This is a genomic window from Mesorhizobium sp. M1066, assembly GCF_040318635.1.
GTDB lineage: Bacteria > Pseudomonadota > Alphaproteobacteria > Rhizobiales > Rhizobiaceae > Mesorhizobium.
Window position 1 is genome coordinate 15,117 of sequence record NZ_JAMYMR010000002.1, and the last position, 13,367, is coordinate 28,483.

Annotated in this window: 12 protein-coding genes; 6 read left to right on the plus strand and 6 right to left on the minus strand. The window is 63.3% G+C overall.

Annotated features, from left to right (window positions below):
- Position 1 precedes the first annotated feature (1 nt).
- From NKH52_RS03020 to NKH52_RS03045, 6 genes are all read left to right on the plus strand, one after another.
- Entirely contained in the window at positions 2-1,117 is a 1,116-nt protein-coding gene (locus NKH52_RS03020; RefSeq protein ID WP_023810089.1) for an ABC transporter ATP-binding protein, read from the plus strand.
- 88 nt (positions 1,118-1,205) lie between these two features.
- Complete coding sequence (locus tag NKH52_RS03025) at positions 1,206-2,708, plus strand: GMC oxidoreductase (RefSeq protein WP_352728318.1); 1,503 nt, start codon at positions 1,206-1,208, stop codon at positions 2,706-2,708.
- Positions 2,705-3,463 (plus strand): 3-ketoacyl-ACP reductase, encoded by a 759-nt coding sequence (locus NKH52_RS03030; RefSeq protein WP_352728316.1) that lies wholly within the window; start codon positions 2,705-2,707, stop codon positions 3,461-3,463. The genes NKH52_RS03025 and NKH52_RS03030 overlap by 4 nt, the downstream gene beginning before the upstream one ends.
- Positions 3,464-3,475: 12 nt before the next feature.
- Positions 3,476-5,104, plus strand: coding sequence for a GMC family oxidoreductase (locus NKH52_RS03035; protein WP_352728315.1), 1,629 nt, complete (start codon positions 3,476-3,478; stop codon positions 5,102-5,104).
- Positions 5,105-5,121: 17 nt separating this feature from the next.
- Entirely contained in the window at positions 5,122-5,430 is a 309-nt protein-coding gene (locus tag NKH52_RS03040; protein WP_352728313.1) for a Dabb family protein, read from the plus strand.
- Positions 5,431-5,585: 155 nt separating this feature from the next.
- Positions 5,586-6,815, plus strand: coding sequence for an MFS transporter (locus NKH52_RS03045; RefSeq protein ID WP_502908007.1), 1,230 nt, complete (start codon positions 5,586-5,588; stop codon positions 6,813-6,815).
- A 7-nt stretch (positions 6,816-6,822) separates the two neighbouring features.
- On the opposite strand, the gene NKH52_RS03050 is transcribed toward NKH52_RS03045, so the two are convergent.
- From NKH52_RS03050 to NKH52_RS03075, 6 genes are all read right to left on the minus strand, one after another.
- Complete coding sequence (locus NKH52_RS03050) at positions 6,823-7,668, minus strand: EamA family transporter (RefSeq protein WP_013529691.1); 846 nt, start codon at positions 7,666-7,668, stop codon at positions 6,823-6,825.
- Positions 7,665-8,567, minus strand: a complete 903-nt coding sequence (locus tag NKH52_RS03055; RefSeq protein WP_128303141.1) for an endonuclease/exonuclease/phosphatase family protein — start codon at positions 8,565-8,567, stop codon at positions 7,665-7,667. The genes NKH52_RS03050 and NKH52_RS03055 overlap by 4 nt, the downstream gene beginning before the upstream one ends.
- A gap of 164 nt (positions 8,568-8,731) precedes the next feature.
- Positions 8,732-10,282, minus strand: coding sequence for a cation:proton antiporter (locus tag NKH52_RS03060; RefSeq protein WP_023810096.1), 1,551 nt, complete (start codon positions 10,280-10,282; stop codon positions 8,732-8,734).
- Positions 10,283-10,553: 271 nt separating this feature from the next.
- The gene (locus tag NKH52_RS03065; protein ID WP_023810097.1) at positions 10,554-11,618 is read right to left on the minus strand and encodes an ABC transporter ATP-binding protein; all 1,065 of its coding nucleotides are present in this window, start codon (positions 11,616-11,618) and stop codon (positions 10,554-10,556) included.
- Positions 11,619-11,648: 30 nt separating this feature from the next.
- Positions 11,649-12,440 carry an ABC transporter permease gene (locus NKH52_RS03070; protein ID WP_023759707.1) on the minus strand — a complete coding sequence of 264 codons (792 nt, stop codon included), beginning with the start codon at positions 12,438-12,440 and terminating at the stop codon, positions 11,649-11,651.
- Positions 12,437-13,351 carry an ABC transporter permease gene (locus NKH52_RS03075; RefSeq protein ID WP_023810098.1) on the minus strand — a complete coding sequence of 305 codons (915 nt, stop codon included), beginning with the start codon at positions 13,349-13,351 and terminating at the stop codon, positions 12,437-12,439. The genes NKH52_RS03070 and NKH52_RS03075 overlap by 4 nt, the downstream gene beginning before the upstream one ends.
- Positions 13,352-13,367 lie beyond the last annotated feature (16 nt).

Here is a 13,367-nt window from a genome sequence, read left to right on the forward strand (position 1 = left end):
GATGGCTTTTCTGGAAATTGATGGTCTGAGAAAGCGCTTCGGCCAGGTCGAGATCCTCAAAGGGATCGATGTCGAACTCGAGAAAGGCGGCTTCCTGGTGCTGGTCGGCCCTTCCGGCTGCGGCAAGTCGACCTTGCTCAACACCATCGCCGGCCTGGAGACGATCACGTCTGGCGAAATCCGCGTCGATGGCCGCACCATCAACGATCTGCATCCGTCGAAGCGCGACATCGCCATGGTTTTCCAGAGCTACGCGCTCTACCCCAACATGACGGTGGCCGGAAACATCTCCTTCGGCATGGAGATGCGCGGCGTGCCGGCGGCGGAGCGCCAGAAGGCCATCGACAAGGTGGCGAAGGTGCTGCAGATCGGTCATCTGCTGCAGCGCAAGCCGAGCCAGCTTTCGGGCGGTCAGCGCCAGCGCGTCGCCATGGGCCGGGCGCTGGTTCGCGACCCAAAACTGTTCCTTTTCGACGAGCCATTGTCCAACCTCGACGCCAAGCTGCGCGTCGACATGCGCATCGAAATCAAGCGCCTGCACGCCACCACCGGCACCACCATCGTCTACGTCACGCACGACCAGATCGAGGCGATGACGCTGGCCACCAAGATCGCGGTCATGCGGGATGGCGAGGTGCAGCAGTTCGGCACCCCGGCCGAGATCTACAACAACCCGAGCAATCTCTTCGTCGCCGACTTCATGGGCTCGCCGGCCATGAACCTGATCCCGGCGACCATCGGCACGTCAGGCAATGCGCTGTCGGTCGTGCTGCAGCGCGAGGCGCGCGAGCCGATCTCGCTGCCGATGGCCAATGCACCGGCCGGCCTGTCGGCATTCCAGGGCAAGCCGATCATCTTCGGTGTCCGCCCCGAAGCCCTGACCGATCCGGAAGGCGCCGAGCGCAACGCCTCGCACATCGCCACCGCAGACTGTCACATCGAGGTCGTCGAACCGGCCGGCTCGGATACCTTCGCCGTCACCAATCTCGGCGGCAAGGGCGTGGTGGCGCGGCTGCGCGCCGACGCCAACATCCAGCCGGGCACCAACACGCCGCTCGCCTTCAACCTGACCAAGGCGGTGTTCTTCGATCCGGCGACCGAGACCCGTATTCGCTAATGTATGTCGCCCAAAAGTGGATCCGGTTTTGGGGCAACGACATGCATCAAAACAAGAAGCTAAAGCGCGTCGGGACGCGATTTAGGCCATGACAAATCCGGACATCGTCATCATCGGCTCCGGCATCGGCGGCGCCACGATAGCCTCCGGCCTTGCCGGCAGCAGCGCCTCGATCCTGATGCTGGAACGCGGCGAGTCATTGCCGGCGACGCCGCATGCGCGCGACACGCGCTCGATCTTCGTCGACGGCCATTATAGGCCAAAGGAGATGTGGCGCGAGGCTGGCGGCGCCGCCTTCAACCCCGGCAATTACTACTATGTCGGCGGCAACTCGAAATTCTACGGCGCGGTGCTGATCCGCTACCGCAAGGAAGATTTCGCCGCCATGGAGCATTTCGGCGGCGTCTCGCCGGCCTGGCCGTTTTCCTATGACGAATTCGAGCCCTGGTATTCGAAAGCCGAACAGCTGTTTCGCGTGCGCGGCACGCTGGGCGAGGATCCGACCGAGCCGTTCCATTCGGTCCCCTACACCTACAAGCCGGTGCCCGACGAGGCGCCGATCGCCCGCGCCCGCGCCGAGCTGAAAAACCTCGGCCTGCATCCGGCCTCGCTGCCGCTCGGTGTCGACATCGAAACCTGGCTGAAGGAGGGCAAGACCGGCTGGGACGCGTTTCCCAACACCGGTCAGGGCAAGGTCGACGCGCAGACCGGACCGCTGACGGCGGCGCTGACCGACCAGAACATTCGGCTCGAGACTGGCGCCTATGTTGAATATCTCGAAGCCTCGGCGGATGGCAAAACCATCGCCGCGATTCACTATCGCCAGAACGGCGAACTGAAGAAGGTGTCGCCGAAGCTGGTCATCCTCTCCGCCGGTGCGGTCAATTCCGCCGTCATCCTGCTGCGCTCGCCCACATCGGATGGCAAAGGCCTAGCCAACCGCTCCGACCAGGTCGGCCGCAATTTCATGAACCACAATTCAAGCGCCATGCTGGCGATCGACCCGCGCCGCCGCAACGATGCCGTCTACCAGAAGACCTTGATGCTGAACGACTATTACCTGTCCGACGGCAAGGGCGGCAAGCCGCTCGGCAATGTCCAGCTTCTGGGAAAGATCGACGGCAACATGCTGCGGGCCAATGTCAAGTACACGCCGAAATTCGCGCTCGATTTCATGGCCGGCCACGCCGTCGACTGGTACCTGATGTGCGAAGACCTGCCCGATCCCGAAAGCCGCATCATGGTCGACGGCAAGGACATCGTCATGCAGTGGCGGCGCTCCAACATGCGGTCGCTCGACGGGCTGACCAAGGTGATGCGCGAAAATTTCCGCGCCTGCGGTTATCCCATCGTTCTCTCGCGCCCCTTCGACAAGCGCACGCCGTCGCACCAATGCGGCACGGTCAAGATGGGCGACGATCCGGCCACTGCGCCGCTCGATCCGTTCTGCCGCTCCTTCGATCACCGGAACCTGTTTGTCGTTGACGCCGGCTTCCTGCCGAACTCGGCGGCGGTCAATCCGGCATTGTCGATCGCCGCGCAGGCGCTGCGTGTCGCGGACCACATCCGTAAGACGGACCTCGCCGCATGACCCGCCCCTCCGCCATCGTCACCGGCGGCGCGCGCGGCATTGGGCTTGCCTGCGCCCAGGCACTGGCGGATGCCGGCTTCGATATTCTGGTCGTCGACCTTGCCGAAACGGCCGCTGACGGACTTGCCACCGACATCACCAAGCGTGGCGCGAAGTTCGCCTACGTCCAGTCCGACATCGCCGATCTCGCCAGCCACACCGCACTTGTCGATGCCGCGATGCGCGCCTTCGGCCGTATCGACTGCCTGGTCAACAATGCCGGCATCGGCGCCGTGGTGCGCGGTGACCTCCTGGACCTCAAGCCGGAGAACTTCGACCGCACAATGGGCATCAACCTGCGCGGTACCGTCTTCCTCAGCCAGGCTGTCGCCAAGGCGATGCTGGCCACTTCGGGCGATCAGAGATCAATCATCACCATCACCTCGGTCAGCGCCGAAATAGCGTCGCCGGAGCGACCGGATTACTGCATCTCGAAAGCCGGGCTTTCGATGTGGGTGAAGAACCTGGCGCTGCGGTTGGCTCCCGAAAACATCGGCGTGTTCGAGGTGCGGCCCGGCATCATCCGCACCGACATGACTTCAGGCGTGACCGCCAAATACGATGCCCTCATCGACAGTGGACTGGTGCCGGCCAAACGCTGGGGCGAAGCATCGGATATTGGTGCAGTGGTGGCGGCGCTCGCCGGCGGCAAATTCGGCTTTTCGACCGGCTCGATCATCAATGTCGATGGCGCCCTCTCCGTGCCGCGACTGTAAGTGGACAGTGTCATGACCGACTACATCATCGTGGGCGCCGGTCCGGCCGGCTGCGTTCTGGCCAACCGACTGAGCGAGGATCCGGCAAATTCGGTCCTGCTGCTGGAAGCCGGCGGCAAGGACTGGCATCCCTATATCCACATGCCGGCCGGTTTCGCCAAGATGACGAAGGGGATCGCCTCCTGGGGCTGGTCGACCGTGCCGCAGAGAAACATGAAGGGCCGCGTCTTCTGGTACACGCAGGCCAAGGTGGTCGGCGGCGGCTCGTCCATCAACGCTCAGATCTACACGCGCGGCAACGCCCGCGACTACGACGCCTGGGAGAAGGAAGAAGGCCTCGCCGGCTGGGGCTATCGCGATGTATTGCCCTATTTCAAACGCGCTGAGAACAACCAGCGCTACGCCAACGATTTTCACGGCGACCAGGGCCCGCTCGGCGTCTCGAACCCGATTGCGCCACTGCCTATCTGCGAGGCCTATTTCCGTGCCGGCCAGGAGATGGGCATCCCCTTCAACCCGGACTTCAACGGCGCTGCCCAAGAAGGCGTCGGCTATTACCAGCTGACCCAGAAGGATGCCCGGCGCTCGTCCGCTTCAGTCGCCTATTTGAGGCCGATCCGCGCCCGCAAGAACCTGACCGTCCGAACCGATGTGCTGGTGACGCGCATCGTCGTCGAGAACGGCCGCGCCGTCGGCGTCGAGGTGGTCGACAGGCCAGGCGGCGAGAAGAAAATCCTGCGCGCCGAGCGCGAGGTGATCGTCTCGTCCGGCGCCATCGGCTCGCCAAAACTCCTGATGCAGTCGGGCATCGGCCCCGCGGACCATCTGAAGTCGGTCGGCGTCACGCCGGTGCACGACCTGCCCGGCGTCGGCTCCAACATGCAGGACCATCTCGATCTGTTCGTCATCGCCGAATGCACCGGCGATCACACCTATGACAACTACGCCAAGCTGCACCGCACGGCATGGGCCGGCCTGCAATATCTGCTGCTGAAGAAAGGGCCGGTGGCCTCCAGCCTGTTCGAGACCGGCGGCTTCTGGTATGCCGACCCGACCGCCGCCTCGCCCGACATCCAGTTTCATCTCGGCCTCGGCTCCGGCATCGAGGCCGGCGTCGAGAAGCTGAACAACCCCGGCGTCACCCTGAACTCGGCCTTCCTGCGGCCGCGCTCGCGCGGCACGGTGCGGCTGAAGAGCGCCGACCCGGCCGACCACCCGCTGATTGATCCGAATTACTGGTCCGATCCCTACGACCGCGCCATGTCGATCAAGGGGCTGCGGCTGGCCCGCGAGATCATGCGGCAGAAGGCGCTTGCCCCTTACGTGCTGCGCGAAGTGCTGCCCGGACCGTCTCTCGCCAGCGACGACGAGCTGTTCGACTATGCCTGCCGCAGTTCCAAGACCGACCACCACCCGGTCGGCACCTGCCGCATGGGCCATGACGAGATGGCTGTCGTGACGCCGGATCTGCGGCTGCGCGGCATCGAGGGCCTGCGCGTCTGCGACGCCTCGGTGATGCCGCGCGTGCCTTCATCCAACACCAATGCGCCGACCATTATGGTCGGTGAAAAGGGCGCCGACCTGGTCCTTGGCCGCGAGCCGCTGCCGCCGGTGGTGTTTTCCGGAAACCGGGCTGCTTAGCCACTGAGGAGTAAGACATGATCAGGCACTGTGTTTTCGTCAAGCTGCGCAACGATGTCGCCGCCACCGAGCGCACGGCGATCCATGCCGATCTCGAGGCGCTGCGACAGGTGATCGACGGCATGGACGCAGTAAAATTCAGCGCCAATGTCAGCCCGGAGCCGTTCGCACGCGGCTTCACCCACGGCTTCACCATCGATTTCCGCGATGCTGCCGCGCGCGATGCCTATCTTGTGCATGAAGCGCACCAGCGCGCCGGCGCGCGCCTGGTCGCTGCCCTGGAAGGCGGCACGGACGGACTGATGGTGTTTGATCTCGAAATCTAGACCTCACCCTCAAGCCACGATCGAGTTCATGGACAGATGGCACCTGTCGCTCTCATCGCACCTTCCGCCATTCCAGCGGGCGTTCGATCAAATGAGCCACGCGAAAACGTGACCACCGGTCTTCACTGAACTGGCCGATAATTCCCCCATTGATGATGGAGGAAGATTTGCCCCTTAATTCGCAGCAGAAGAAGACCGTCCTCGCCTCATTCCTGGGCTGGACGCTCGATGCTTTCGATTTCTTCCTTCTGACATTCCTGCTTATCGATATCGCGACCGAATTCCACGCCGACGTGCCCGCGGTCTCCAAGGCGCTGTTCCTGACCTTGGCGACACGCTTCATCGGCGCGTTCTTCTTCGGCATGCTTGCCGACAAATACGGGCGCAAGCCGATCCTCATGCTCAACATCGTCAGCTATTCGGTGATTGGCGCGCTGGCCGCCTTCTCGCCCAATCTCGGCATATTCCTCGCCCTGCGTGCTTTGTTCGGCATCGCCATGGGCGGCGAATGGGGGCTTGGCAGTTCGCTGGCCATGGAGTCCATTCCGCCGAGCGCACGCGGCATGGTCTCCGGCATCCTGCAATGCGGCTATCCGGCCGGCTATCTGCTGGCGGCGGTGGTCTATGGTCTGCTCTATCAGCAGACGATCGGCGGCTACACGATCGGCTGGCGTGCCATGTTCCTGCTCAGCTTCGTGCCGGCGCTGATCGTGCTCTTCATCCGCTCGCATGTGCCGGAATCGCCGGCCTTCGTCGAAGCGCAGAAGACCGCGAGACCGGGCATGTGGGAAACCCTGCAGAAACACTGGGGCGTCGCGCTCTATGCCGTCGTGCTGATGATGTTCTTCAATTTCTTCAGCCATGGCACGCAGGATCTTTATCCGACCTTCCTGAAGAAGCAGCATGGCTTTGATCCGCACACAGTGAGCTGGATCACCATCGTTGCCAATATCGGCGCCATCGTCGGTGGCCTGGCATTCGGCGCGCTGTCGGAGAAGATCGGCCGCGTCAACGCCATCACGCTGGCATGCCTGATCGCCTTGCCGTCCATCCCGCTATGGGCCTACTCGACCACGCCGTTCATGCTCGCCATCGGCGCCTTCGTCATGCAGGTCGCGGTCCAGGGTGCCTGGGGCGTCATCCCCGTGCACCTCAACGAGCTTTCGCCCGGCGCGGTGCGGGCGACCTTGCCCGGCTTTATCTATCAGGCGGGCAATCTCGCCGCGTCCTATGGCGGCCCCTATCAAGCAGGAATCGCTGAAAGCGCCGGAGGCAGCTATGGCTATGCCCTGGCGCTGTTCGCAGGCGTGGTCGCCGTCTGCATCATCATCGTCATCCGCTTCAGCCCGGAACGACGTGGCCAGGTGATGACGGTCCTGACCTGAGCGGCGCCTAACCAAGCCTCAGCGCGACGACGCCGGCCACGATGCTGAGCGCGGCAGCACCGCGCCAGCCGGTCATTTTTTCGCCGAGAGCGAAGACCGAGATCATCATGGCAAACAGGATCGAGGTTTCACGCAGCGATGCCACCGAAGCGATCGGCGCCTTGGTCATCGCCCACATGACGATCCAGTAGGCGGCACCGCTGAGCACGCCGGTGAACAGCCCTGCCTTCCAGTCGCGCGCCAGCACCGGCAGCGCCTTCGGCCCGCGGAAGATGAGGCACAGCACCAAGGCGCCAAAAGCATCGCAGATGAACAGCCAGGCTGCATAGCTCTGCGCGGTTGCCGCCAGCCGCGCGCCGCTACCGTCGGACAGCGTGTAGCTGGCGATGAAGATAGAGGTGCCCAGCGCGAAGCCGACCGCGCGCAGATTGAGCTTCTCCAGATGCGCGCCGCCGCGAAACGACATCACCAGCGTGCCGGCCGACAACAGGAAGATGCCGAGCATGGCGAACGGGCCGGGGATTTCGGCAACGACGAACATGCCTCCAAAGGCCGAGAGCAGAGGTGCTGTGCCCCGCGCCAGCGGATAGGTCTGTGCGAAATCGCCGGCCTTGTAGGCGCCGATCAGGAACGTCCGGTAGCCCATGTGGAAAATGACCGAGGCGATGATGTAGGGCCACACTTCCGCCTTCGGCACTTCGACGAAAGGCAGCACCACGAGGGCCGCAGCGCCCATGCCGAGCGTCATCAGCGTGATCGACAGGAAGCGGTCGAGATGGACCTTGACCAGCGCGTTCCAGATCGCGTGCATGGCGGCGGCGGCAAGCACTGCGAAGAAGACGAAAAGCGTCATGTGGCAATTCCGGGCGTTTCCAGGTCGATGTCGACCCGCAGCGGAAAATGATCCGACGCAACCTCGCCGATGTCGGCACTGATCGAACGCACCCGCCCGGCGAACATGCCGCCGACGAAACAATGGTCGAGCCGGCGCTTTGCCAGCTTGCCGTCGATGGTCTTCACATGGGTGTGGAAGTCCGGAACCGGCTCCCCGGCAACGGCGGCGGCATCGACGAAACCATCAAGATAGGCGGCACCCCGATGGTAGGGCGTGCTGCCGACGATGCGGCGATATTCGGCGCTGCCCGGCTCCATGTTGAAATCACCCATCCAGATCGCCGCCAGCGGGTTTTCCGGTTCCGCTTCGCCGCTGGTCCAGTTGCGCGTGGGCTCGTCGTCGACGCCGCTCCACGGCCCGCCATCGGACGGTGCCCGGCGATGCTCGGCCAAGAGATAGTCGATCTGCTCCAGCCGCTCCTCGGCCGCGATGTGGGCGAGATGCAGCGACAACACCCGCACCGGCCCTGCCGGCGTGCGGATCATGCATTCAAGCGCGGCGTTGCGGGTGTTGAGCGGCCGCTGCGTGCGGCGCATCGGCAGCGCATGCAGCCGCGACCAGACGATCGGCAGTTTCGACAGCACCATGGTGCCGAACTGGCGGCGCCGATTGACCAGACGGCCGTCGCGCCTTTCGCTGGCATCCATGTCGAAGGCCGGGCCGTAAACCCAGTGATGTTCGGGCAGCAGACGGGAAAGCAGCTCCGGCTGATCATCGAAATTGCTGCGCTGCCAATTCCGCTCCACCTCTTGAAGCGCAATGATGTCGGCGCCGGCAACGATGCGCGCGGCGCGCGAAAGATCGTAGCGGCCGTCGCCGCCGAACCCGTACTGGATGTTGTAGCTGACCAGCTTCATTGCTTATCCGGCTCAATTTCGTGTTGGCAGTAGCGGTTCGATGCCACGGTTGCAATGTGCAGGAGAATGGACGTGGCTTGGACCAGCCTTGCTTCACCGGGATCATGCACCGATCCCGAAGCACTTCGGTATCTTCCGTGCGCCGGAAAACGGCGTGCGATGCCTTATGTATTCAGCGGCTGGAACCGGCCGGGTGGCGACGCCGCCAGTTCGGTCCAGTCGATCTCTTCCTCAAGGCGATGATAGGCTTCGTCGCCAATCGTCCCGTTGCGGCGCAATTCCTCCAGCGCGTCGCGCTGGCTCTTGATCGCATAAAGACGCAAGCGGTCATATTCGGTCGCTGCCTGGGCATCGTCGGGATTTTTGGCGATCTTGCGTTGAGCGGCATATTGCTCGCGCACCGCGGCCGCCGCGTCCGATGTCTTGCCGCCCAGTATGTCGAGCGCGGCCTGCATGACCACGACGCGTGCCTGCGCAACCTCGCGGTCGACCGTTTCGTCAGGGTCGAGATTTAGCAGGCGCAGCAGCGGCTTCAGGCTCATGCCTTGCAGCACCAGCGTGCCGAGCACGACCGTGAAGGCAGCGAGCACGATCGGGTCGCGGGCCGGGAATTCAGCCGGCAGGGCGAATGCCGCCGCAAGCGTCACCAAACCGCGCATCCCGCACCAGCCGATCAGCACGCCGCCCCGAAACGACGGAGCGTCACGCTGACGATCAGCTCCGCCGGAACGGTCAAACCACCTGATGATCGCGCCGCACCCCAGCACCCAGATGAGGCGTGAGACGATGACGATGGCAAGCACTGTCCCGGCCAGGACGAACGCATCGGTCTGCCCCTGCCCGGCAAGCCGGCCGACGATCGTACGCGCCTGCAGGCCCATCAGCACGAAAGCCAGGACATTGAGCACGAACACCGCCGTTTCCCAGACCGAATAAGAGCTGATGCGGTTTCTGGCCGGCATGCGGCGCGGCGCGGTGCGGGCGATCGTCATGGCATAGACGACTATGGTGATGATGGCCGACAGTCCGATCCTGTCGGCCAGGATCCAGACCCCGAATGTGCCGGCAAATTGCACCACGGTGCCGCTCGCCGGGTCCTCGATCCGGCCCAGCGTTATCAGAGACACCCGGCCAAGCAGGTAGCCGGCCGCAAGACTGCCGAGCGTGGACAGCAGGATCATCGGAACGGCGCTGCTCAGCAGAATGGAACCTGCTGCCGCCGAAATCGCCATCCGGTAAATCAGCAACGCGGTGGCGTCGTTGAGCAGGCTCTCGCCCTGCAGAATGGCAGTGATGCGGTGCGGCACCTTGAACTGGCCAAGCACGGCCGATGCCGCAACCGCATCGGGCGGCGCCACGATGGCGCCAAGCGCTATGGCTGCGGCGATCGGCAGGCCTGCCATCGCCCAGCCGGCCAGCGCAACCGTCGCTGTCGTGAAAAGGACGGCGCCAAGCGCCAGCAGCACAAGCGGCACCCTGTAGCGGTTGAGATCGCGCAGCGAGGTATCATAGGCGGCATCGAGCAGCACCGGCGCGATGAACAGGGCTAGCGCCAGTTCCGGATCGATCTCTATGGTCGGGACGCCAGGCACGAAGGCGATGGCCACCCCTGCCAGCGCCAGCAAAGAGGGATAGGGAACCTGCACGCGCCGCGACAGCGCCGTCAGCGCAACGGCGATCAACAGCAGAACGAGTGTCAGTTCGAAAAGCGCCATGGCCTGTTATAGCCGGGAAGCGAGACGCTGGCAGTGGCAAAGCGGCTGGAAACTGTTGATTGGCCAGCACGCTCGGGCCGGCAGGATATGCCTCGAATTGCCTTTCTGCTAATTCGACAAATGCGCCGACCGCACTGACATCGAAATCACCGATAGAGGGCTCGCTTAAACACGGACTTCCCTGCATTGCAGCCCATGCCACGCGGACGGAAGCATCCTCCCGTCTTCGCAGACCGGGATGCAGCCATTCATTTTGAACAAGCGCATCAGCCTAGTGAAGCACCAGCATGTCGCTCGACGAAAACGAGATTTCGGCCTTTTCACCGACTGCGGGGGGCGGGGTTGCCGGGCTGTTGAAGGTGTCGAGCGAGACCGTGTTGCCACCGATGCCGACGCGAACCCGGATGACCGAGCCGAGAAAATGCACTTCGGAGATTTCTCCGGACAGGCTGGAGTCGCGGCCGGGCTGACGGCCCAGCGAAATCGCTTCCGGACGCAGCGCCAGCGACAGCGTGTCGCCTGACTTGGAACCATTGAGCTTGCCCTTGAGCGAGACCTGTTCGGAATTGACCCGCACCGTTCCTGCAGCGGCGTCGGTGACAGTGCCTTCCAGCACGTTCAGTGTGCCGACGAAATTGGCGACGAACTTGGTCGCCGGGCGGTTGTAGATCTCGAACGGCGTGCCGACCTGCTCAGCCTTGCCGCCATACATGACGGCGATGCGATCCGAGATCGACAGCGCCTCTTCCTGGTCGTGCGTCACGAAAATGGTTGTGATGCCGAGCTTCTTCTGGATCGAGCGGATTTCCTCGCGCAGCGACACGCGCACCTTGGCATCGAGCGCCGACAGCGGTTCGTCGAGCAGCAGCAGCTTCGGCTTCGGGGCGATGGCGCGGGCCAATGCGATGCGCTGCTGCTGACCGCCCGAAAGCTGGTAGGGATAGCGATCGGCCATCTGCGGCAGCTTGATGATGCCGAGCATCTCGGCGACACGAGCATCGATGTCCGCCCTGGGCATGCCGGCGACCTTCAGGCCGAAGCCGATGTTCTGCGCCACGGTCAGGTTCGGGAACAGCGCATAGGCCTGGAACACCATGCCGACATTGCGCTGGTTGGGCTTCAGCCGCGTAATGTCCTTGCCGCCGACGACGATCGTGCCCGCGCTCGGCTCCTCGAAACCGGCGACCATGCGCAACACGGTAGTCTTGCCGCAACCGGACGGACCGAGGAACGAAACGAACTCACCACGCTCGACGTCGAGATTGAAATCCTCCACCACCGTGGTGGCGCCGAAGGATTTTCGAACGTGCTGGATGGAGAGGAATGGGTCGGCCATGGCGTTGTTCTTTCGATCAGTACTTTTCGATCAATTGGGACGGTTCGCCGATCTCGGCGCGAAGCGGGACAGGATCTGGATCAGCGACATGCAGCCCCAGGTGATGGCGAAGGCGATGATGGCGAGTGCCGCCGGCTCATAGGCGCGGTTGGCGCCGATGTTCTGCAGATACGGGCCGAAGGCGGGCCGGTTGAGCAGGCTGGCCATGGTGAACTCGCCAATGACGATAGCGAAGGTGAGGAAGGCGCCCGAAAGCACCGCGATCAGCACATTGGGCAGGATGACACGGGTGATGATGGTGCCCCAGCCAGCCCCAAGGATCTGTGCCGCTTCCGTCAAGGTGCGCACGTCGATTGTGCGAAGCCCGGTGTCGACGGCGCGATACATATAAGGCAGCGCCAGTGTCGCATAGCCGATGACCAGCAAGGCATTGGTGCCTGTATCGGTCGCCAGGAACGGCAGCGGCGAATTCGACCCGTACATTCTGATGTAGCCGAAGACGATGACGATGGCCGGGATGACCAGCGGCAGCAGCGTGATGAACTCGACGATCGGCCGCAACTGCGGCAGGCGAAGCCGGATCCAGTAGGCGGCGGGCACCACTATGAGCACACCGAGAATGATGGTGAAGACGGCGGCCAGTACCGAATAGCCGAAGGTGGCCTGGAAACGGGCATCGCCCAAAACGACCTTGTAGGCGTCGAAGGAGTACTCTCCGCGCCGCATGCGCATCGAGAACTCCACGGTCGCGATCAGCGGAATGAAAAAGTAGGCCGCGCCAAGAGCGAAGACGAGCCAGGCCCAGAACTTTCCTGACTTCATTTCAGCCACCTCTCGGAACGGGTCCGGAACCAGATGTAGAACACATTGGCAAGACCGGTGATGACGATCATGCCGAAGGCGATGGCATAGCCGAGATGGGCATTGTGCAGCACATCTCCACGGATCTGTGCATAAAGCAGGATCGGCACGATGTTGAGCGACGAGCCGGTCAGCGCATAGGCGGTGGCGATGGCGCCGAAGGCGTTGGCGAACAACAGGATCACGGTGCCGAGGAAACTCGGCCAGATCACCGGAATGACCACCATGCGCCAGTACTGCGACATCGTCGCGCCCAGCGTCGCGGCGGCCTCGCCCCATTCCTTCTTCAGCCCGTCGATGGCTGGCACGATGATCACCACCATCAGCGGTATCTGGAAATAGACATAGGTCAGTGTCAGGCCCCAGAATGACAGGATGTTGAAGCCATGCGCATAGATGTTAAGGCCGAACACGGTGTTCAGGATCACCGTCGCAAGGCCGAGGCGGCCGAGCGTGGCGAGGAAGGCAAAGGCCAGCGGCACGCCGGCAAAATTGGAGGCCACGCCGGAAAACGTCAGTGTCGCCGAACGTATCCAGTCCGGCAGGCCACCACGCACGATGGCAATGGCAATCGCCAGGCCCGCGAATGCGCCAATCAGCGATGAAGCAAGACTGATCTTGATAGAAATCCAGTAGGCGGCAACGATGGACGGTTGCGCCAGCGCTGCGATGTTTTCGAGAGTGAATTCGCCGGCATCGTTCTGGAATGCACCCAGCATCAGATAGAGCGTGGGCAGGATGAGGAACATGATGGCGAAGATGAAGAACGGTGCAACGCCAAGCCACTGGGTCGGCAGCCGCATGCTGCGTGCCTCGGCGGGAGGCGCGGTCTTCCCGGTAACAGCGTGGTCGGACAATGAGATATCGGTCATGCGCCGGCTACCGTCT

Coding starts and splice junctions, on each gene's coding strand:
- NKH52_RS03020 (WP_023810089.1), top strand. CDS start 2: ATGGCTTTTCTGGAAATTGATGGTCTGAGAAAGCGCTTCGGCCAGGTC.
- NKH52_RS03025 (WP_352728318.1), top strand. CDS start 1,206: ATGACAAATCCGGACATCGTCATCATCGGCTCCGGCATCGGCGGCGCC.
- NKH52_RS03030 (WP_352728316.1), top strand. CDS start 2,705: ATGACCCGCCCCTCCGCCATCGTCACCGGCGGCGCGCGCGGCATTGGG.
- NKH52_RS03035 (WP_352728315.1), top strand. CDS start 3,476: ATGACCGACTACATCATCGTGGGCGCCGGTCCGGCCGGCTGCGTTCTG.
- NKH52_RS03040 (WP_352728313.1), top strand. CDS start 5,122: ATGATCAGGCACTGTGTTTTCGTCAAGCTGCGCAACGATGTCGCCGCC.
- NKH52_RS03045 (WP_502908007.1), top strand. CDS start 5,586: ATGGAGGAAGATTTGCCCCTTAATTCGCAGCAGAAGAAGACCGTCCTC.
- NKH52_RS03050 (WP_013529691.1), bottom strand. CDS start 7,668: ATGACGCTTTTCGTCTTCTTCGCAGTGCTTGCCGCCGCCGCCATGCAC.
- NKH52_RS03055 (WP_128303141.1), bottom strand. CDS start 8,567: ATGAAGCTGGTCAGCTACAACATCCAGTACGGGTTCGGCGGCGACGGC.
- NKH52_RS03060 (WP_023810096.1), bottom strand. CDS start 10,282: ATGGCGCTTTTCGAACTGACACTCGTTCTGCTGTTGATCGCCGTTGCG.
- NKH52_RS03065 (WP_023810097.1), bottom strand. CDS start 11,618: ATGGCCGACCCATTCCTCTCCATCCAGCACGTTCGAAAATCCTTCGGC.
- NKH52_RS03070 (WP_023759707.1), bottom strand. CDS start 12,440: ATGAAGTCAGGAAAGTTCTGGGCCTGGCTCGTCTTCGCTCTTGGCGCG.
- NKH52_RS03075 (WP_023810098.1), bottom strand. CDS start 13,351: ATGACCGATATCTCATTGTCCGACCACGCTGTTACCGGGAAGACCGCG.